Raw genomic sequence first — 21099 nt, forward strand, 5'->3', positions numbered from 1 at the left:
ATCGCATGCGGCTGGCATTCATACAACGCGCATGGGTATAAAGGGCGAAGCAAAGGGAGATGCCATCCATGACAGATTGGACTTCGGACAACGCCGAGGATCTATACCGGATCCAGCGCTGGAGCGACGGCTATTTCGGGGTCGGTGCCGACGGGCATTTGCGCATTCAGCCGACCGTCAATGACAAGGATGTCTCCATCTCTCTGGCGGACGTGGTCCAGGAATTGCGCGAACAGAACGTCCAGTTCCCTGTCGTCATGCGCTTTCACGACATTCTGCGCAACCGGGTCAGCCAGCTGAATACGGCCTTTTCCGATGCCATCGAGGAAATGGAATACGCTGCGCCGTATCGGGGCGTTTACCCGATAAAGGTTAACCAGATGCGCGAGGTGGTGGACGAAATCGTCGAAGCCGGCCGGCCGTATCATTACGGCCTGGAAGCAGGGTCGAAGCCGGAACTCATGGCGGTGCTGTCTTATGACACCGGGCCCGAGGCCCTGACCATCTGCAACGGATACAAGGATGAAGATTTCCTGCGGCTGGCTCTGCTCGGTCGCAAGCTGGGCCGCAAGGTTGTGGTCGTCATCGAGAAGTTCAGCGAGATCGGTCCCCTGCTTGATCTCGCCGACGAATTGAACGTGGCGCCGATCATCGGCTTGCGGGTGAAGATGCGGGCCAAGGCGGAAGGCCGGTGGAGCGAATCCAGCGGTATGCGCGCCAAGTTCGGCCTGACCATCTCAGAAATCCTCAATGCGGTGAAGGTCATCCAGGAGCGCGGATACGCCGACAATATCGAACTGCTGCATTTCCATGCCGGCAGCCAGTTATCGGATATCCGCTTCGTGCGCGACGCCGTACAGGAAGCGGCGCGCATCTATGCGCGGCTGGTGAAGCGCGGCGTGCCGCTCAGATACCTGGACATCGGCGGCGGGCTTGCGGTGGACTATGACGGCACACGTTCCAGCGGGCATTCATCGATGAACTACACCATGGCGGACTATGCGCGCGGCGTGGTCTTCGCGGTGAAACAAATGTGCGAGCTGGAAGAGGTGGCGGAACCGATCCTGGTCAGTGAAAGCGGGCGCGCCGTTACCGCGCATCATTCCTGCGTCGTCATGCGCGTGGTCGGGGAAATCACCAACGGCTCCAATCCCATCGGCACGGACCCGGTGGAAGGCGAGCACATCCTGATTGAGAACATGCGCGATCTGCTGGCGGACCTGAACGCCGACAAGAACTACCAGGATGTCTATAACGAAGGCGTGGTCCTGATGGACGACATCCTGCACGGCTTTAAACTGGGGGTGCTGCGGCTCGAGGAACTGGCGCGCGGCGAAAGTCTGTATTGGCAGCTCATGCGCGCCGTCGCCGGGGGCATCAAGACCGAGGATTTCGTGTCGGAAGACCTGCGCGATGTGAACGGCATGCTGACGTCGCAGTACCTGTGCAACTTTTCCCTGTTTCAATCGGCGGCCGATAGCTGGGCAATCGAGCAGGTGCTGCCGGTGGCGCCGCTGTCGCGACTGAACGAGGAGCCGACGCGCGCCTGTACGCTGGCGGACATCACGTGTGACAGCGACGGGAAGATCACCCGCTTCATCGGCGATGTCGGCAATCGCGACACGCTGCCCCTGCATACGCTCACGCCGGGCGAAAATTACTACATCGGCCTGTTTCTCACCGGGGCGTACCAGGACGTCATGGGCGATATGCACAACCTGTTCGGCCGCCTGAACGAAGCGCATATCTTCGCCGACCCGGACGATCCTTCCGGCTTTTACATCGAGGAATTCGTGCGCGGCTCGTCCGCGGGTCAGGTCCTGTCCGTCATGCAATACAGCCCGGACGCCATGGCGAAACGGGTCAAAGCCATGGTCGACGCCACCGTGGCGGCGGGCAAGCTGCGCTCGCGCGACGGCGTCAAGCTGGTCGACTTCTACGAAGCCTGTCTCGACAGTTACACGTACCTGCGCCATCCGAAGCCGGGGTCGTCCGCGTAACCCCGCCGCGCGGGGCATGCCCCCGCCGGGGCGTCATGCGGCTGCAAGGGATCAGGCGACCGCCGGCCCTTCGACGGACAAACCGCAACGGAACGCTTCCGTTTCGATGACGTCTGCGGGCATGACGTTGGCCAGGTTCACATCCGGGCCGAATTCGTGCACCAGAAACTTCTTCAGTTCGAAAACATCGTTGGGCGTCACATCCTTGATCCAGGGACCGGTCAGTTCCAGAAGCGTATGTTCCAGGTCCAGACCGCTTTTCAGCGCCGTCATCATGCTTTCGTTGACCTTGCCCCCGGTGACCAGTTCGGCGCCTTCGACGAGCACGATATGGCAGCCGGCGTCGAAACAGACCTTCGTCTGATCGATCAGATCCTCAGGGGACTGATTGACGACCTTGGAGCCGACTTCGCCATGCACTTCCAGTCCTTCGCCAATCGCAAGGCGGATCATCCTTGTGCGCTCCTGATCGTTGAGCGGGATGCAGTTGTCGGAAACCTCAAGGGCATCGAAACCGAGCCGGTTGGCTTCGGCAAAGAAACCCGGCATGGCGTCCCAGCCCTGTGTGGCATAGACATACTCGGAAAACTGCCCGCCAAGGAAAGTCATGACCCCTGCGTCCCTGTACATGGTCAGCTTCTTGATCAAATAGTCTTCGGGATAGAGACGCGCCGTCCCGACAACGATTTTCACCAGATCGACATAAGGGGCCAGCAGCCCCATGTAATCGCTCGCCTGATGAAGCGGCAGGCCCCAATCCATCATCATGGTCAGGCCGGTCTTGCGCGGCTTCTTGGAGCGCGCCTGGGGCAGGGGCACCATGGAGAACGGCACGTTTGTGGTCATTTGTTTCCTCATCGCCAATTGTTTTCGAACCAAGGTAAGGCACCGCAACCCTGTGAGAGACATAGATCGGGGCGGTGACGTGATTGTTCCATCTCGTGTTGCAGGGGGAAAGCATTCATGCGCCACCGGCCCTTGATGATCTGGCCGCTTATCAGAAAGCCGCGATCAGGCCTGAACGCTTCACTTCTCCGCGGCCGGCGGTTTCGGAAAATGCAGGTGCACGATGGTGCCGACGCCGAGACGGCTTTCCAGTTCCAGCCTGCCGCCGCTCAGCTCCATGAGCTGCTTCGACAGGGCAAGCCCGAGGCCGGTTCCCTCGTGGGTAAGGCCGCTGTTCTGACGCGACTGGCCGAACGGCTCAAGTACCAGTTCCATATCCGCCGCGGGGATGCCGATGCCCTGATCCGATACGCGGATATGAATGCCGCCGTCGGCGTTTTGTTCCGCATCCACGGTGATCGTCGTATCGTCGGCGGAATATTTAAGCGCGTTCGAAATAAGGTTGATCATAATCTGGCGCAGCGCGCGCGGGTCGGCGTATAGCTCCTTCAGTTCCTTTGGAATTTTCACGGCGATGCGGGCATGGTCCCCCCGGATGCCCGCCGGATCCACGATGCGCACCGCGTCGGTGATCGCGCTTCGCAGGTTGATGTGGGATTGTTCGACACTGAATTCGCCGGCTTCGATCTTCGACAGATCGAGGATATCGTTGATCAGATTGAGAAGGTGGGTGCCGGAATGTTTGATGTCGCTGGAATATTCCAGGTACTTCTTGTCGCCGATCTGGCCGAATGTCTCGTGGATGATCAGGTCCGAAAAGCCGATGATGGCATTCAGCGGCGTGCGCAGTTCGTGGCTGACCGAAGCCAGGAATTCCGATTTTGTCCTGTTGGCGAGGGACAGCTCTTCGGTGATGTTTTCCAGTTCCTGGTTTTGCCGCATCAATCGTTTCTGGCTGCGCCACAGCAGTAAGGCAAAGATGCTGCCAGCCATGACAAGACCGCCGGTCGACACGATCAGCAACCATGTGGCCTGGGTGATGTCGCTGCGCCGTCCGTCACGGTAGCCCCACATGTTCTGAATGATATGACCGGCCAGCCGGTTTACCTGATCGCGCAGCCTGCCGAGCCTGTCCGCCGTGCCCTGCAAGACATGCGCGCCTTCGCTCGCCGCCGCGTCGAACAGTGGGGTTTCGGCGTCGATGGCTTCGAAAATGCGGTCCAGCCCCCGCAGGTCTTCAGGGAGCAGGGTGACATTGTAGGGCGGGCGTTTCGGCAGGCTTTTCAGGCGGTCGTAAAGGATATCGAACTGCAGCAGCGCCTCGTCAACGGCGGCATCCGGGCTTTCCAGCTCGAGGCCGCGCAGTTCCGACAACAGCAGACTGTAGTGCAGCCTGAGCTGCACGGCCGCGATCCCGCTGTTGTCGTAATTGGTATCGGAAAGCTGGCGCAATGCCGACAATGCACCGACCCCCGATGCCACACTGAGGGTCAGAAACACGAAGGCCAGAAGACTGAATATAACCCGAAGCCGTCGTTTGATCCTGTGTTGCGCCAAGCCGGTGATCCTGAATTCCTGAATGAATGCTATTGAACGACCAGCCGGCCCAGTTGCCAGATGCTGCGGGCGCTATATTTTTCGTCCTTCAGTTCATCGTACCGGTCAAGAGGATAAATCACCCAAATAGGCCCCTTGTTGCGCACGGTCATCTGTTTGCCGTTCCAGACGAGAGCCAGAAGCACTTCGTATTCCCGGGCGTCGCTGGCAGGGATTTCGACGGCGTATCCGTCCAGCGCAAAGGCGATCAGTTTGCTGCCCGTCGCGCCGACTTTGTCCAGCACATCGCGCAGCAAAACGCCTTCGAATTCATGGATGCCGGTCTCGAACGGGTTGGTGGTGCGCAGCTTGTGCATGCCGAGCGATTGCAGCATCGCGCGATCGAAAGCGGCTTCGTCGCCGGTGTTGTGCTGCGTAATGGCACCGCTTACGGTCAGGAGCACCTTTCCGGTCGGCTGTGGCAGTGTGGCGGCCTTTGCATCCGGCAGCATGAAGGCGGCGCTGAGAGCAATAAGAAATACGCTAACAAATTTTTTCAAGCGCGACATGTGGCCTCTTGTCGGAAACGTTCGTCCCTGATTATTACGCTGCTCAGCGTCTCTTTGCCAGCGCAAGGCGCATTTCAGTTCATCGCCAAGCATATTCGTTCGACGGCCCGTTTGCCAGCAGCCTTGATCAAAGACGCCTTGCTGGCGCACCATTGAGCAGGGAAAAGGAGATGTCGGATGCCACCCGTAAAACAGGACGCCCCGGTCAAGCTATCGGGAAAAAAGTATTACAAGGAGCTTCGCCGTCTTCAGGTTGAACTGATCAAGTTGCAGGAATGGGTCAGGCATGAAGGCCTGAAGGTTGCTGTCCTGTTCGAGGGCAGGGACGGCGCCGGCAAGGGCGGCACGATCAAACGCATCACCGAACTGACCAATCCCCGGATTGTCCGGATCGAGGCGCTGGGCAGGCCGACCGAACGCGAGCGCAGCGAATGGTATTTCCAGCGTTATGTGGCGTGCCTGCCGGCGGCGGGCGAAGTCGTCCTGTTCGACCGCTCATGGTATAACCGGGCCGGTGTCGAGCGGGTCATGGGGTTCTGTTCCGATGAGGAATATTGGGAATTTCTTCGTGAAACCCCGCAATTCGAAAGCATGCTGATGCGCTCCGGAATCAAGCTCATCAAGTACTGGTTCTCGGTTTCGGCCGAAGAACAGGAGAGCCGCTTTCAGGCGCGGCGCAAGGATCCGACGAAGTTCTGGAAGCTAAGCCCCATGGACCTCAAGGCGCGCACGATGTGGGGCGAATATTCGATCGCAAAGGATATCATGTTCGAACATACGGACGTCGATGAAAGTCCCTGGTGGGTGGTGCCGTCCGATCATAAAAAGAGCGCCCGCCTGAACTGTATTTCACATTTACTGTCGCAGTTCGATTACGTCGACGTGATTCCGGAACCGCCGCCGCTCGGCAAAAGGCCGAAGCACACCGACCCGCAGCGCCCGCCGATCGAGATGCAACGGATTGTCCCGCTCAGATACGATCGTGACGGTTAAACGGCTTCCTTGATGCTTTGCAGAATGCCGGCGAGCTGTTCCGAATGCAGTGGCTTTGCGAGGGTGTAGTCGGCACCGATGCGCTCCGCCATTTTCAGATAATTGACCTTGCCATCGAGACCTTCGCTCGAGATTGCGAGAATGCAGACATCGTTACGGGCGCGGCGGATTTTGCGGATCGTTTCGATCCCGTCCTGGTTGGGCATGAAGATGTCGGTGACGATCAGATCGAAATCCTTCGATTCCATCACCGTCGAAGCAACGGCCCCGTCTTCCGCTTCGGTGACATCGCACGCCAGATTTTCGAGCATGGCGCGAACGGCGTTGCGGGCAAAGGCATCGTCGTCGATCAGCAGTACATTCGGCATAAGCATTCTTCGTCCCACAATCCCATAAAACGCCCGCAGGCAGGGATGCCAACGTGCGTCGCGATCAAATTCGCAACTCACATAAAAAGGTAGGTTCATCGACCAACCTATTTCGCAATGTGTAAGTTGAAATGGGGGGCAATGCTGTGATTGGAATCACAAGGCGGTAATTCGACAGAAAATTATCCCCGTCAGGCGATGAATCGTCAGATTCTTCGCCATCGGGGCAATGCAAGGATGTTTTATGATCAGGCCGCCTGGCCGTGCGCCGTATTACACCGCGCCGGTGTATTCGCCACGTGCCGGATAGTTCTTTTCGATGGCGAAATCGAGGGCCGAGACCAGTTCCGAAAAGTGCGGACGCACGAACGGCATGGTCTGCACGGAACCATAGTATAGCGTGCCGTCCGGCTGCACCATGAACAGGCCGGGTTCCGAGAATAACGCCGGTTCCTCGATGCCGATCGAGGTCTTGCCGCGGCTGGTGGAAATATATAGCCCCCATTCCCTTGCATTGGCGAGCGTCAGGCCATAACCGAAACGCAGCGCCTCGGCGCCGACTTTTGTCTGCATGGCACGGGTGCGATCTTCGTCGTCGGAACTGACGGCGATGGTCTTGACGCCACGCGCGGCAAAATCGGGGGTGCGCTTTTCAAGCTCGATCAGGTAATTCGCGCAGATCGGGCAGTGCAGGCCGCGATAGAAGCAGACGACCGTGCCTCTTTCCGAACCGTCGTTCAGGACATCGAACTTGCCGTGGTCGAGGGTCTGCAAGGCCAGGGCAGGGACGGGTTGGCGGGGGATCAGCATGTTTAACTCCTGTATGTAGATCTATGTATGTCTGTTTGTCGAAGACAATATCAGGATATATAATCTGAAAATTATTAAATATCTGACCAGGACAACTGTATATGCGATTTGACCGCCTTTCGGCCCTGATTCAGCGATTTACCCTGCATGTCGAGCTGTGTGCCCCCGGCGAGGGGAACATGCGCGTGCTTGGCAGCGAAAGCGACGGCACACCGACCCGTGTCGTGTTCTCGCCGACGGGCCGCGCTGTTGCCCAGCCGGTCGGCGAAAAGGTCCTTCTGGAAGCCGTTGTGGACTGGGGCGGGGCCGACAATCCGTTGCTCGCGGCCTTGCCGTCGACGTTGGCATTGCCCGTCGAAGATGCGGACACGGTGCCGTTGCTGCAGGTGTTTCTGGCCGAGGCCGCCGCCGCCAGGTGCGGTTCCGGTTCGGCATTGAGCCGCCTCGCCGAGGTCCTGGTGATCCGCATTCTGCGCGCCCAGATCGAACGCGGCACGACGGAGCCGGGCCTGATCGCCGGTCTCGCCAACCCGAAGATCAGCCGCGCCATTGTTGCCATGCATGACAACCCGGGCAATGCCTGGCGCAATGACGACCTGGCAGCCATCGCCGGCATGTCACTGAGCCGGTTCTGCGATGTCTTTCGTGAACTGGTCGACCGCACACCGCAATCCTACCTGCGGCACTGGCGCATGACGCTGGCGCGTCAGGATCTGGACCGGGGTGTGCAGGTGCAGGCGGTGGCAAGACGCTACGGTTATACCAGTCCCGAGGCGCTGACCCGGGCTTTTCAACGCCAGTACGGGATCAGCCCGTCCGACCTAAAGCGCGCCGCCCGCGTTCACTGAGCGGCACGGCGCTCCGCGGCGATATTAATGAAAATAGCCATGAAAATGACCGCGGCCCCGGCGAGCACCCAGGGATCCAGCGCTTCGCCGTAGAACACCAGCCCCAGCATCGCCACCAGCGGCAAACGCAGAAAATCCATCGGCACGACGACCATGGCATCGGCATGGGCAAAGGCGCGCGCCATGCAGTAGTGCGCACTGAGCGCCGTTGCACCGACGATAAGCAGCCAGGGCAGCATGCTCATGCTGGGGGTGGTCCAATCGAGGAACGACGGCACCGCGCCCATCGGCAACTGCATGACGGTCATATAGAAGATCACCGCCAGCGGCGTGTCGGTACGGGTGATCTTCTTGGTCAGAGTATGCGACAGGGCATAGCCGATGGCCGCCATCAGGGCGCTGGCGGCACCGATTTCGAGCGGCACCATGCCGGGGCGGAGGATGATCAGGATGCCGGCGAAGCCGATCGCGATGACCACGAGACGCACCGGCGTCAGCCGTTCCGACAGCAGGAACGGCGCCAGTACGGCGGTCCAGATCGGAATCGTGAATTCAATGGCGAAGACCTGCGCCAGCGGAATGACGGAAATCGCAAAGAACCATCCGAACTGCCCGACATAGTGCGCTGTGTTGCGGATCAGATGCAGCCGCCAATCCCGGGTTTTGGCCTGATGCCATCCGAAGCGCCAGAGCAGCAGAGAGATGATCGCAAGCCCGATGAGGCTGCGAAAGAACAGGATCTGGAAGGTGTTCAGTTCCGCCGACAGTTCGCGCCCGGCGATCGCCATCGACAGGAACGAGAAAAGCGCCCCCACCATCCAAAGTGCTGCAATGACGATACCGCTCATGTGGTCCCCCACGGCAAGGCGGCAACGCACCCCGCCGGCCGCTTATTCTCGGCAGGGAGCGTTGCGGATCAGAAACTCAGGGAAATATCCCGGTGGACGGACAGGCAGGACGCAATATCCTTGGCCTGCTCAGGGCTCAGGCGGTCTTGCAGACGCACGCCGATGGTATTGGCAATGGCGGCATCGTATTTCTGCAGGTCGTCGAGCATGTCTGACTTGGCCTGCTGACGCCAGGCGACTTCATTGTCGAAAGCGGGCAGGGCCTTCTCAAGTTCCTTGAGGGCAGCCTGCGGATCCGGGGTGTCGCCGCGCAGCTTGCGCCGGGCTTTGGAAACAGGGGATTTCACCTTGCTGGCACCCGGCACATTGCCGATTTTCTTTTCCACGATCTCGATCATGTCCATGGCTTTCTCAGGCGGATTGCCGGTGATGACGCCGCTAAGCGCAGCGATTTCGTCCCTGAGCGGAATCAGTTGGTCGACGCTCACGATGATCTCGCGGATTTTCGGTAACTGCTCGTAGGCAGTGTCGACATTGCGCTGATACATACGCTCGGCGGTTTTGGCCGCTTTCTCAAGGTCCTGGTATTTTTTGCGAGCATCTTTCCAACCCACAGGGGTCTGACCCTCAAGCTCTTCCTTTTCGCGAACGAGAATTTCCATCTCGGCTTTCAGGTCTTCGGTATCCTGCGGATCGGCATTTTCAACGAATCGTAGCTCGTCGATTTCATCCTGTACTTTTTTGATGTCGCGCACGTGCGCCTCAAGCTCGACGCGGATCGCGCGGGCCTCGGCATGTTGCGGCAGGTACTGCGGTACGAAATCAAGGCGTGCCTGTTCTGCGGCGCGAACCTTGGCAATGTGGTCGAATGTCGCCGCCGCCGCATCGATGGAACTGACCAGCGAGGTCTTCAGATTGTCGGGCAGGGCCGACATGTTCATGTTGCGGGCCTCGTTGATGGACGCCATCAGCTCGTCCTTGCGCGCGTCATAGACCGGGAACAGGTAATCCTGCAGACATGCCTGAAGACGCGGGTTGGCCGGTGGCGGTGCGGTTTCCGATGTCAGGTAGATACGCGACGGCAGATAGTTCACCAGCGGCGGATAGAAGCCGACGATGGCGAGGCCCATAAGCTGCAGCAGAATGAACGGTATCACGCCCTTGTACATGGAAATGGTGCGCACCTGAACCGGTGCGACGCCACGCAGATAGAAAAGCGCAAACCCGAACGGCGGTGTCAGGAACGAGGTCTGCATGTTGACGCCGATCATGACCCCGAGCCACACCGCGGTTACGTTGGCGGTCGGGTCGGCAAGCAGAAGCGGCGCGATGATCGGCACCACGACGACAGCGATTTCAATGAAGTCGAGGAAGAAACCGAGCACGAAAATCACCGTCATGACGACAACGAACTTGGTAACGAAGCCGCCCGGCAGGCCGGACAGGAAATCCTTGACGATTTCCTCGCCGCCGAAGGCGCGGAACGATGCCGTCAGCATCGCGGCGCCCAGCAGAATGATGAACACCAGGGACGTCGTTTTCGCGGTTTCGATCATCACACCGGTCAGGGTGCTGTCGATCTTGTTAACACGGACGGCGCTCCAGACGATCGAGCCGGTCATGCCGAGCGCGCCGATACTGGCGATCCAGATGGCCAGAACGTCTTCGCTGGTCTGGATGTTCTTGACGTTGATGTCATAAGAGTTGACGGCAAATATCAGGACGCAGAACGAAACGATGGCCAGCATCGCCGGCAGGTACTGGTCCTTGCGGCCTTCGCACAACCGGTATCCGGCCATGATCAACGCACCGGCGGCACCGATGGCGCCGGCCTGGTTGACGGTGGCGATCCCCATGATGATCGAACCCAGCACGGCGAAAATCAGCGCCAGCGGCGGCACCAGAACCAGCGCCACTTTGACCCAGAACTGGCGGTTGTATTCGCCCAGGTGCGGCGCCGGCGGCGCCATTTTCGGCCGGAAGAAGGCAATCACGAGGATGTAGACAATATAAAGTCCGACAAGGACGAGCCCCGGCAGAAACGCGCCCAGGAACATGTCGCCGGCGCTGGTCGAGGTAATGCCGAATTCGGACGGCAGGGTGAACTGCCCGGTGCCGGCCTTGTAGTCGGCGGTACGTATCGCCAGTGCCTGATCGGTGGCGTTCGACAACTGGTCGGCAAGAATGATGAGCACGATCGACGGCGGAATGATCTGACCCAGGGTCCCCGACGCGGCAATGGTACCGGTTGCCAGTGCGTGGCTGTAATTGGCGCGCAGCATGACCGGCAGCGAGATCAGGCCCATGGCGACGACGGTCGCGCCGACAATACCGGTGGTTGCCGCCAGCAGGGCGCCGACGATGACCACCGAAATGCCGATGCCGCCCGGGATCGGGCCGAACAACTGGCCCATGGTGACGAGCAGGTCTTCGGCGATCTTCGAGCGTTCGAGCATGATGCCCATGAAGATGAACAGCGGAATGGCGATCAGCGTGTCGCGTTCAGGTTCCCAGTAAATGCCCCTGAAGTTGGTGACGCCGGCGGTCAGCCATTGGCCCGGGTCGCCGTGCGCGAAATACGCGGCGACGTTGCCTTCAAAAAGATAGCCTGAGGCCGCCGCGAGCGAGATGGTGACGATCGCCGATCCGGGCAGCGCGAACGCCACGGGGAAGCCCGAACCGAGCGCCGAGATCATGATGATGATCAGAATTAAGAGAAAGAGCAGTTCCATGCCGGGTAATCCGCCTTGTTTCTATATCGCTGCGTGCTCTTCCAGGTCCTGTTCGTGACCCGGTTCGTGCAGCAGTGTGGCAACGTTGCTGAGCAGATAACTCATGAACTGCACCAGCATGGAGAGTGCAAAGATCAGCAGGAAGCCGGCCAACAGGTACTTGATGTAAAGCCCGTAGCCGCTTTGCGTGACCTCGAATGAAAGAAGCGGGCCATTGATGGTGTTGGCCTTGCCCCACATGCCCATGGTCAGGATCACCCAGCACAGAGGCATGCCGAGGAATATACAGCCGATTGTGTTGGCAAGCGCTTTACCCTGACGTGAAAACCCGGTGTAGAGGATATCGACCCGGACGTGGCCTTCCTTGATCAGCGTGTACGGGCTGGCGAACAGGAACAGCGCGCCATACCAGAACCGGACAAGGTCGGCCATGAAGGCCTGCTCATAGGAAAACACGAATCTGGCGATAACGATCAGCAGCTCTGCGGCGACGATCAGCACAGCCAGCCAGTGAAAGCCCAGGTTGCGGTTGAATTTTGCGATAATCAGCGACAAGACCATGATCGGGTAGTGAACCATCTGGCCGCGATAGCTCGACCTGCCGAGATCCTCGGCCAGCTGTTCACCGAGCACGTTGCCGATAAAGCCCTCGACCCTGAGAAATGAAATGAACCCGTCGACGATGCCGATCAGCAGCACCGACCAGAAAGCGGCACGTATGATGTATCCGGCGATTCCGCCGAGCATCTCGGAATCCGCGTGTAGCGTCCGGGTAGAGCTTTTCAGCACGAAGAACGCAATCAGCAACAGCGATCCCGCATAGCTCATGAGCTGCAGCCATGCGCGCGGGTCGATGCCGTCGGCGGGGGCTGTGTTGCCGAACAGGCCCATGCTGCCATAAATGACGAGCGTGCTGGGCCAGTCGAACCAGAAATTCAGAATATTGTTGGCGATAAAGATTAAAGCCCATATCGCAATCACCAGTGCGAAGATGCGCGTGGCGGTGACGATCAATCCGTGCGATTCGGCGTTAACCTGTATCTCAGCGCTATTGCTTCCGCTTACCTGCGTCCCGTGTGACATCTGTCCCCCAGAAGCCAGTCGTTACTGCCCCGCGATACTTTTTTCTGTATCTTGAAGGGCAAACATCCTCCCAACGAACCAGATGTGCGGGGCAATTGCCCCGCACATCACAGTGTCGTTTAACGCAACGAAATCAGGCGCCGAGCACCCGGTTCCGCTGTGCCAGATAGGCTTGGTCGGAAATCTTCGTCCAACCGGACAGATCCTTCCGCGCAGCAACAAAGCTGGCGTCGACGCGTTTCGCGAGGTCGGAGTGCGCACGCACACCGGCGAATACGTCCTCGGCGGCTTCGCCGAAGCTGTCGTAGATTTCGTCGGAGAACTGACGCAACTGCACGCCCTGTTCCTTGACGAGCTTGGTCAGCGCCGCACCGGACTTCATGTTGAACTCGGCCATCATCATGTCGTTTTCGAGACCGGCAGCGGACTCGATAATGACCTGATCGTTCTTGGACAGGCCGTCCCAGAACTTCTTGTTCATGCCGAGAGCAAGCATCGAACCCGGCTCGTGCATGCCCGGATAGTAGTAGTACTTGGCGGCTTCATAGAACTTCATGAAGCTGTCGTTCCACGGGCCAACCCATTCGGTCGCATCGATGGCGCCGGAAACGAGGTTTTCGTAAATCTGACCGCCCGGGATCGAAACCGGCGAGGCGCCGAGTTTGGCCATGACGTCGCCGCCGAGGCCCGGAATACGCATTTTCAGACCTTTGAGGTCGTCAGCGGTGTTGATTTCCTTGCGGAACCAACCACCCATCTGGCAACCGGTCGATCCTGACATGACGCACTTGAGACCGAATTCGCCTGCCAGTTCGTCCCACAGTGCCTGACCGCCACCAAAGCGGATCCATGCGTTCATTTCGGTATAGGTGAAGCCGAACGGAACGGCCGTGAAGTATGCCCAGGCCGGGTGCTTGCCTTTCCAGTAGTAATCGGCGGCGTGATAAGCCTGGGCATTGCCCGATGCGACTTCATCGAAGGAGTCGAAGGCACCGACACGTTCGCCGGCGGCGAAGTATTCAACGCTGATACGGCCGTCGGTGGCGTCGTTGATGCGCTGTGCAACACGCTGTGCGCCGGTCCCCAGACCCGGGAAGTCACGTGGCCACGTCGAGACGACGACCATCTTCTTGAGGCCCTGAGAAATGGCCGGTGTCGAGAAAGTCGAAGCGACGGCTGCTGCACCGGCACCCGCGACGGCGGATTTTTTCAGAAAATCACGTCTTTTCATTATGTATCTCCCTGTACTCTTTCTTGAAAGACTGTAGCTATTCACGCATGACTCTAGCTTTTTGAGGCTACAGTCATTTTCGAAACAATAGGATGCTGTCAATTTCAGCGAGATCAAGGAAAATCCTCTGTTTCAGGCACAACTTTCTTTACCAAAATGCATAGATGAAGGACGGGCTTTGAAGCAAAAACGGCCAAAAAACTCGTCTGAAGTGTTATTCGATATGGTTAGACTGACATATTCGTGCATAGGAATGTAGGCTTGAGTATAAAGCGGGCGTCGTCGTTCTGTATTATTCGAAAGCAGTTTCAGAATGAAGATCAAGAGATCAGGGCCGTGGACGTATCGTGCCTATCCTGCCGACAAGCCTGGTTGCGATTTTGGCCCTCTTGCCTCATTCGTTGAGGTGTGGCGTGAAAAAAGCCCCGCACCGGGGGTGTTCCCCGCGTGGTCCGATTTCGACCTGATGGATTTCCAGGACTGGTGGGGAAAAATCTCGTTGGCCGAGTTGCACCACGAGCCGTTTAATCTGCGCTGGGTGCTTTGGGGGACCATCATCACCAATTGGTGGGGGGCCGATTACACCAATAAGTTCATCACCGATATTCCGGCGGTTCACGATGTCTGGGAAAATTATGAACGCGGCTATCTCGAACGCCTGGTACGTGAGCGGTTGATCGGGTTCGTGATGGGCTCCCTGTCGCCGCAAGGGCGTAAATTCTATTATGTTTGCGGGGTCGATCTGCCGCTTGAAAAGAACGGCACCATAACGCACGTGTTGAGCGCGTATATGCTGTGCGAACCATCGGAAATGTTCCTGCCGGAAGGCAAGCCGGTTTTCAAGATATGAAATAAGTCCACAAGCTGAAGGCCGGTAGACGCGCGGTTTTAGTTTGGGTAGCAACATATTTTTTGATATCGATAATATCTTATCGATATCAAAAATAACTTACCTCATATAGCTTTAATGAAATGCTATATGGATTTGCGCTAGCCGCCCTTCGGCTTCGGAAAATCCAGATACATTGTTCTACGTATTTGGTGCCTGTAAATGCCGGTTCCCGTTTTGGGGCCGCTTTTTGCAGTTTGGTTTTCTGCGCTATTTATTATAGGACAGCAGTTGGTCAAGCGTAAACGTTGGGCAAAAGCAAAGAACAACAATAAAAAGCGTCCCGAAGGACTGCGCCGGGACGTAGAAGGCTTATCTGTAACTAATGCGTCCAAGACGGATGTGGCGCGTGCCCTGGACCTTGCTGTTCGTTACCATCAGGCGAAAAACCTGGAGCAGGCTGGCAACCTTTACGAACAAATCCTCGACGATTACCCGAACCAGGCTGATGCTTTGCATTTGCTGGGCATGGTTAGCTACCAGCGCGGTGATTTTAAGTCGGCTCTGGCCTTGCTTGAAAAGGCCGTTGCTGCGAATCCCGATAATGATGACGCATGGCGTAATATGGGGACAGTAAAACTGGATGCCGGGGACGCCGCCGGCGCGGTCGCGTGCTGCCGCAAATCGATTGAACTCAACGCTGCGTCTTTCGAGTCATTCAACAATTATGGGAATGCTCTTGCCGGCACAGGCGACCATGCTGCGGCCGAGGTGGCTTACAGGCAGTCTTTGTCCATTGAGCCCAGGGCCTTTGAGGTTCTAAACAATCTCGCGGTGGCTCTGTGCGATCAAGTACGGCCCGAGGAAGCCATTTCGGCGTGCCAAAAAGCAGTCGAAATCAATCCACGTTACCCTGTCGTTTACAACACTTGGGGCAATGCTCTCGATATGCTCGGCAGGCTGGACGAAGCGGTTGAGAAATACCGGCAGGCAATTTCGATCCATCCGGATTTTGCCGAGCCACGATGGCACATCGCCCGCAGCAAGAAGTTTAGCGAACGAGATGAAGATATCGAGGCGATGGAAAGGCTGGTGGACCGGCGTGAAAGCACACCGGCACAGCGTATGCATCTGTCGTTCAGCCTGGCCAAGGCGTACGAGGATATTGGCGCTTATGACGACGCCTTTTGCAGTCTCGAAACAGCCAACCGGCTCAAACGCGGAACCTTTGAATACGATATCGAGACAAGCGAAAAAAACTTCCAGGGCATAATGTCCAGATTTACCGAGCCGCTCTTCGAGCGGTTGCATGGAAGCGGACTGAAAGATCCGACGCCGATATTCATCGTCGGCATGCCGCGTTCCGGCACGACACTCATCGAACAAATCCTCTCGTCGCATCCCGATGTTCATGGCGCCGGTGAACTCGACAACTTAGGCAAGATCGTCAACAAGCACTTTGGGGGGGCGGCCGGCAATATGCCGGACGGTGCAAACCACCCGATTACGGCCGAAAAGATCACCGAAGCAGCGCAGGAATATCTTGACGTACTGCGCAGCCATTCTGCCGATGCCCGCTACATTACGGACAAGATGCCGCACAATTTTGAAAACATTGGAATGATCCGGTTGATGTTCCCAAATGCGAAAGTCGTCTTTTGCCGCCGCAACCCGATCGATAACTGCCTGTCGATTTACAAAATGCACTTCTCGTCAGGCGCATTGCAGTACGCCTATGACCAGATCGAAGTTGCCAGGTTTTACAAGCTGCACGATGAACTGATGGCACATTGGGAACGGTTGTGGCCTGGGTCCATTATGGAAAACGAGTATGAGTACGTCGTCGAAAATCAGCGTGCTGCGACGGAAAAGCTCCTCGATTTCTGCGGTCTTGAGTGGGACGACGCCTGCATTGCTTTTAACAAGAACAAACGCGCGGTCAAAACTGCCAGCTTCGCCCAGGTCCGAGTACCGATCTTTCGGACTTCCGTCGAGCTGTGGCGGTCATATGAGGATCATCTGCGCGGAATGATTGCCGAATTGCATAAATAGGCGGCGGAAGCCGCGCTGGTTGTTCAGCCTGCGTCCTTTTGAAACGTCTTGGACCGTTTGAGGCGCGGGGCATAAGGGGCAACGCCCTCGTTCGGGCGGGCGATGGTGTATGAAATCACGCCGCCGGTGATGCGCGCCAGATCGTTGAACGAGACCGCGAACACGCAGTGCGGATGCCCGGCGGCGGCATACACCGTCTCGAAACGCTTCAGCGATGCATCGATGACCAGCGGCAGCGGGTGCGACAGGCCGACCGGTGCGACGCCGCCGATGGTGAAGCCGGTGACGCCTTTGACCTCGGAAGCCTGCGGCCGGCGCACCGCGCCTCTGAGCTTGAACGCGGTTGGAAGATTATCCTCGATACAGCTGTGATCGCCGGCGACCAGCGCCATGACGAAGCGGTTGCCGACGCTGAACGCCAGCGATTTGACGATGGCGCCCAATTCGCAGCCGACGGCGGCGGCGGCGTCTTCGGCGGTGCGAGCGGTATCGGACAGTTCGACCACTGTATCCGCAAGCCCGGCATCAAGCAGGGCATCGCGGACCCGTTTAACAGCCGGACGGTCGAGATTGCTCATATCGGTATCGCCTTTCTGTCGCTTTGCTCAATTCACGAACGGCACCGCCATACCGCGTTCGACCGCCGGGCGAGCTGACAACTGATCGAACCAGCGTTTGACGTTGGGAAAATCGTTGAGGTCGACCTGATGACGCTCGAACCGCGAAATCCATGGATAGCAGGCAATATCGGCGATCGAATATTCATTGCCGGCGATATATTCGTTGTTCGCGAGCTGGCGGTCCATCACGCCGTAAAGGCGTAGGGTCTCGTCGTGATAACGCTTCTGACCATATGGGACGACTTCCTTCGGGTTGAACAGGAAGTGGTGGGCCTGTCCGACCATCGGGCCAAGACCGCCCATCTGCCACATCAGCCACTGCATGACCTTGGCGCGCTTGACCGGGTCGCTCGGATACAGATCGGAGCCGGTTTTCTCCGCCAGATAAACCATGATGGCGCCGGTCTCGAACAAGCTCAGCGGCTCGCCGCCGGGACCGTCCTCGTCGACGATGGCGGGAATCCGGTTGTTGGGGGCGATGGCCAGGAAGTCGGGGTTGAACTGTTCGCCCTTGCCGATATTGACCTGATGCGCCTGATATTCGAGGCCCAGTTCCTCAAGCATGATCGACACTTTGCGTCCGTTCGGCGTTCCCCATGTATAAAGTTGTATCATTTTTATTTTTCTCCTGCCGCGAAAGTAACGTCAGCGAAGCATAAGTGAATAACAATGGCGTGCAAGACCCGCGCTCTTGACGCAGAGTTCTGTGCGGCAATACTTAACCGCATATTGCTAATATTTACTGCGTACGCCTTTGACATATGACTGTCTGATTTTATGACCGAGTACAATATTGAGCGGCTGAATGTTCTTGTCGTCGATGATAACCGCCACATGCGGTTTCTGGTGCGGATGATTCTGAAATCGCTCGGTGTGCGCGACATCATGGAAGCGGAAGAAGGCGAATCCGCGCTCAAGACCCTGAGTAACTTCGACGCCGACATCGTGATCTGCGACTGGAACATGCAGCCGATGGACGGTATCGAGTTCACCAAGATGATCCGCACCAGCGATGACAGCCCGAATGCGTATGTCCCGATCATCATGCTGACCGGCCATACCGAGGTCAGCCGGGTCGTGACGGCACGCGACGCCGGGGTGAACGAGTTCCTCGCCAAGCCTGTATCGGCACGGAAAATCTATCAGCGCATCAAGGTCATTCTTGACAATCCGCGGCAGTATATTCGCACGCCGACCTACTTCGGCCCTGACCGCCGCCGCCGTCATGATCCTGAGTACACGGGTGGGGAGCGCCGCAAACCGGCGACGGGCGACGGCAGCGAAGAAAATCCAACCGCCGCGCACTAACAGGGTCAGGACACCCAGAAGCCACGGGTGTCGATGACATCCTTGCCGCTCAGATCTTCATCCCGGACAGCCGAAAACGCCCTGTGATCCGTCAACAGGACCAGACAGGCGGCCGTTTTCAATGCGGCTTCGATGCTTGAGATACTGACCGCCGGCAGGCCCGCCAGGCTTTCGGGCAGCGCCTCGATGTGCGGCTCGATGACCAGGATCGGGTTTGCCAGCCGTTTGCGCAGTTCCTCGACCACGTGGATCGACGGACTTTCGCGCAGATCGTCGATATCCGCTTTGTAGCTCAGACCGAAGCAGGCAATCGTCGCGCCGCCCTGTACGGACGCGAGCGCCGATATCTGTTCGGCGATGGCGGCAGGGCGGGCATCGTTGACGCGCCGCGCCGTCTGGATCAGCGGTGTGCGGTCCGGCGCCGTCGACGCGATGAACCACGGATCGACGGCAATGCAGTGCCCGCCGACACCGGGGCCGGGATTGAGGATGTTGACGCGCGGATGATAGTTGGCGAGCTTCACCACTTCGCGGACATTGATCCCCAGCGGACCGGCGACATTGGCCAGTTCATTGGCGAAGGCAATATTGACGTCGCGGTAGGCGTTTTCGGACAGCTTGACCAGTTCCGCCGTCGCCGCCGTCGTCAGATGCATTTCTCCTTCGACGGCAATGCTATAGAGCGCCTTGGTGCATGCCGCGCAATCGTGTCCAAGGCCGCCGATGACACGGTCATTGCGGACAAGCTCCAGTAGCACACGCCCGGGCAGCACGCGTTCGGGGCTATGCGCGATGCAGACATCGTGGGCGTCGTCCGGACGGTCCGGATCGGGAAAGCTCAGATCGCTACGCAGCCCCGCCAGCCAATTGCGGACCTGAAGCGTGGCGCCGACCGGCACCGTGGACTCGACGACCACGAGGTCATCCTTTTTAAGCCCAGGCGCGATGGCTTCGGTTGCGCTCTGCAGATAGCTGAGGTCGGGTTTATGGCCGTCGGCGAACGGGGTCGGGACGGCGATGATAAAGGCATCGGCTTCGACCGGTTCGGTGCGCGCCGTCAGTTGCCCCTTCGAGACGGCGCCGTGCACCACCATGTCGAGGTCCGGTTCGATGATGTGCGGCTTGCCGGCGTTGATGCTGCCGACGGTTTTCGGATTGACGTCGACGCCGGTGACGCGAATGCCCCGGCTCGCCAGCACGGCGGCGGTCGGCAAGCCGACATAGCCGAGCCCGATGACACAGACATGTTCAACCGCCATAACCGAGAACCTCCGTCGCGATGCGCCGGGCAGCCTTGCCGTCGCCATAGGGATTGTGCGCCCGGCTCATATTCTCATAGGCCGTGCCGCTATCCAACAACGCGCTTGCTTCGGCGACGATTTTCGCACGGTCCGTGCCGACCAGCTTCACGGTGCCGGCGTCGACGGCTTCCGGGCGTTCGGTGACATCGCGCATGACCAGCACCGGCTTGCCCAGCGACGGGGCTTCTTCCTGAATGCCGCCAGAATCCGTAATCACCATGTGCGCCTTGCTCATCAGATAGACGAACTTCGGATAATCGACGGGCTCAAGAAGGTGCACATTGTCCATGCCGCCGAGAATATCGTTGACCGGTTGCTGCACGTTCGGGTTCAGGTGCACGGGGTAAACGATGTCGACGTCGCCGCGGCCGGCCAGTTCGCCAAGGGCCAGGCAGATGTTTTTGAAGCCATCGCCGAAATTTTCGCGCCGGTGGCCGGTCACCAGGACCATGCGCCGGCCCGGTGTCGGAAAAGGCAGGGCGCTGGCGATCGATTCCCCAAGGGCCGTATCGGTGCTCAGGCGATCGCGGATCATGAACAGCGCATCGATGACGGTGTTTCCGGTGACGTGTATCCCTGCGTTGTCGATACCTTCGCCCAGCAGGTTGTTCCTGGCGTTTTCAGTCGGGGCGAAATGCAGGCTCGAAATGCCGTCGGTCAGCCGCCGGTTCACTTCTTCGGGGAACGGCGCATAAATATCGCCGGTCCGTAAACCGGCTTCGACGTGGCCGACCGGAATGCGTTTATAGAATGCCGCCAGCGCAGCGCAGAAGGTCGTCGTGGTATCGCCGTGCACCAGCACCATGTCGGGCCTGGATTCGTCGAGAACGCGGCTTACCCCTTCAATGACAGCCGCCGTCAGGCCTTCCAGGGTCTGGTTCGGGCGCATCAGATCAAGGTCGAAATCCGGCTGGACATCGAAGAGCGCCAACACCTGATCGAGCATGCCGCGATGTTGCGCACTGACGCAGACGCGGCTTTCTGCCCCGGCATCCTTGAGCGCATGTAGCACCGGCGCCATCTTGATTGCCTCGGGTCGTGTGCCGAATATGGACAGGACGTGCACGGTTAACCTTTCAGGTTACGCAGGTTTTCAATTTGCATTGGCCGGACGATCGGCCATTC

General features: G+C 58.4%; 19 protein-coding genes. 6 read left to right on the top strand and 13 right to left on the bottom strand.

All coding sequences use genetic code 11. From position 1 onward, the window contains the following. Positions 1–68: 68 nt before the first annotated feature. Positions 69–2000, top strand: a complete 1932-nt coding sequence (speA, locus tag L2D14_07130) for a biosynthetic arginine decarboxylase (GenBank protein WNK01193.1) — start codon at positions 69–71, stop codon at positions 1998–2000. A gap of 51 nt (positions 2001–2051) precedes the next feature. Here the strand turns inward: speA and L2D14_07135 are convergent, their stop codons facing one another. The 3 genes from L2D14_07135 to L2D14_07145 all read right to left on the bottom strand — a co-directional run bounded on the left by L2D14_07135 (position 2052) and on the right by L2D14_07145 (position 5044). Beyond that, positions 2052–2846, bottom strand: a complete 795-nt coding sequence (locus L2D14_07135) for a phosphosulfolactate synthase (protein ID WNK01194.1) — start codon at positions 2844–2846, stop codon at positions 2052–2054. A gap of 180 nt (positions 2847–3026) precedes the next feature. After that, entirely contained in the window at positions 3027–4403 is a 1377-nt protein-coding gene (locus L2D14_07140) for a HAMP domain-containing sensor histidine kinase (protein WNK01195.1), read from the bottom strand. A gap of 29 nt (positions 4404–4432) precedes the next feature. Continuing rightward, entirely contained in the window at positions 4433–5044 is a 612-nt protein-coding gene (locus tag L2D14_07145) for a molybdopterin-dependent oxidoreductase (protein ID WNK01196.1), read from the bottom strand. 84 nt (positions 5045–5128) lie between these two features. On the opposite strand from L2D14_07145, the gene ppk2 reads away from it, so the two are divergent. Continuing rightward, positions 5129–5944 (top strand): polyphosphate kinase 2, encoded by an 816-nt coding sequence (ppk2, locus tag L2D14_07150; protein ID WNK01197.1) that lies wholly within the window; start codon positions 5129–5131, stop codon positions 5942–5944. On the opposite strand, the gene L2D14_07155 is transcribed toward ppk2, so the two are convergent. Together L2D14_07155 and L2D14_07160 are read right to left on the bottom strand one after the other, a co-directional pair. Next, positions 5941–6312, bottom strand: coding sequence for a response regulator (locus L2D14_07155; GenBank protein WNK01198.1), 372 nt, complete (start codon positions 6310–6312; stop codon positions 5941–5943). The genes ppk2 and L2D14_07155 overlap by 4 nt on opposite strands. Before the next feature lie 273 nt (positions 6313–6585). Beyond that, complete coding sequence (locus L2D14_07160; GenBank protein ID WNK01199.1) at positions 6586–7122, bottom strand: peroxiredoxin-like family protein; 537 nt, start codon at positions 7120–7122, stop codon at positions 6586–6588. A 101-nt stretch (positions 7123–7223) separates the two neighbouring features. On the opposite strand from L2D14_07160, the gene L2D14_07165 reads away from it, so the two are divergent. Next, positions 7224–7970 carry an AraC family transcriptional regulator gene (locus tag L2D14_07165; protein ID WNK01200.1) on the top strand — a complete coding sequence of 249 codons (747 nt, stop codon included), beginning with the start codon at positions 7224–7226 and terminating at the stop codon, positions 7968–7970. On the opposite strand, the gene L2D14_07170 is transcribed toward L2D14_07165, so the two are convergent. The 4 genes from L2D14_07170 to L2D14_07185 all read right to left on the bottom strand — a co-directional run bounded on the left by L2D14_07170 (position 7964) and on the right by L2D14_07185 (position 13864). Beyond that, positions 7964–8818 carry a DMT family transporter gene (locus L2D14_07170; GenBank protein WNK01201.1) on the bottom strand — a complete coding sequence of 285 codons (855 nt, stop codon included), beginning with the start codon at positions 8816–8818 and terminating at the stop codon, positions 7964–7966. The two genes, L2D14_07165 and L2D14_07170, sit on opposite strands and share 7 nt — an antisense overlap. Positions 8819–8886: 68 nt before the next feature. Beyond that, complete coding sequence (locus L2D14_07175) at positions 8887–11550, bottom strand: TRAP transporter large permease subunit (GenBank protein ID WNK01202.1); 2664 nt, start codon at positions 11548–11550, stop codon at positions 8887–8889. 21 nt (positions 11551–11571) lie between these two features. Continuing rightward, positions 11572–12633: a TRAP transporter small permease subunit gene (locus L2D14_07180; GenBank protein WNK01203.1), complete on the bottom strand. Its 1062-nt coding sequence runs from the start codon at positions 12631–12633 to the stop codon at positions 11572–11574. Positions 12634–12766: 133 nt separating this feature from the next. Further along, entirely contained in the window at positions 12767–13864 is a 1098-nt protein-coding gene (locus tag L2D14_07185) for a TRAP transporter substrate-binding protein (protein WNK01204.1), read from the bottom strand. A gap of 313 nt (positions 13865–14177) precedes the next feature. Between L2D14_07185 and L2D14_07190 the strand changes: the two genes are divergently transcribed. Together L2D14_07190 and L2D14_07195 are read left to right on the top strand one after the other, a co-directional pair. Continuing rightward, complete coding sequence (locus tag L2D14_07190; GenBank protein ID WNK01205.1) at positions 14178–14714, top strand: hypothetical protein; 537 nt, start codon at positions 14178–14180, stop codon at positions 14712–14714. 201 nt (positions 14715–14915) lie between these two features. After that, positions 14916–16745: a sulfotransferase gene (locus L2D14_07195; protein WNK01206.1), complete on the top strand. Its 1830-nt coding sequence runs from the start codon at positions 14916–14918 to the stop codon at positions 16743–16745. A 23-nt stretch (positions 16746–16768) separates the two neighbouring features. Here L2D14_07195 and L2D14_07200 read toward each other — a convergent pair whose 3' ends face one another. Together L2D14_07200 and L2D14_07205 are read right to left on the bottom strand one after the other, a co-directional pair. Next, positions 16769–17323 carry a YbaK/EbsC family protein gene (locus L2D14_07200; GenBank protein WNK01207.1) on the bottom strand — a complete coding sequence of 185 codons (555 nt, stop codon included), beginning with the start codon at positions 17321–17323 and terminating at the stop codon, positions 16769–16771. Positions 17324–17350: 27 nt separating this feature from the next. Next, positions 17351–17980 carry a glutathione binding-like protein gene (locus L2D14_07205; GenBank protein ID WNK01208.1) on the bottom strand — a complete coding sequence of 210 codons (630 nt, stop codon included), beginning with the start codon at positions 17978–17980 and terminating at the stop codon, positions 17351–17353. 162 nt (positions 17981–18142) lie between these two features. Here L2D14_07205 and L2D14_07210 point away from each other — a divergent pair, with 162 nt between their 5' ends. Next, a complete protein-coding gene (locus L2D14_07210; protein WNK01209.1) occupies positions 18143–18673 on the top strand; it encodes a response regulator in 531 nt (176 codons plus the stop codon). A gap of 5 nt (positions 18674–18678) precedes the next feature. Here the strand turns inward: L2D14_07210 and wecC are convergent, their stop codons facing one another. Beyond that, entirely contained in the window at positions 18679–19932 is a 1254-nt protein-coding gene (gene wecC, locus L2D14_07215) for a UDP-N-acetyl-D-mannosamine dehydrogenase (protein WNK01210.1), read from the bottom strand. Continuing rightward, a complete protein-coding gene (wecB, locus tag L2D14_07220) occupies positions 19922–21040 on the bottom strand; it encodes a UDP-N-acetylglucosamine 2-epimerase (non-hydrolyzing) (protein ID WNK01211.1) in 1119 nt (372 codons plus the stop codon). Before wecB ends, wecC begins: the two co-directional genes overlap by 11 nt. Positions 21041–21099 lie beyond the last annotated feature (59 nt).

The sequence above is a fragment of the Thalassospiraceae bacterium LMO-JJ14 genome, from assembly GCA_021555105.2.
Classification (GTDB): Bacteria; Pseudomonadota; Alphaproteobacteria; order Rhodospirillales; family Casp-alpha2; genus UBA4479.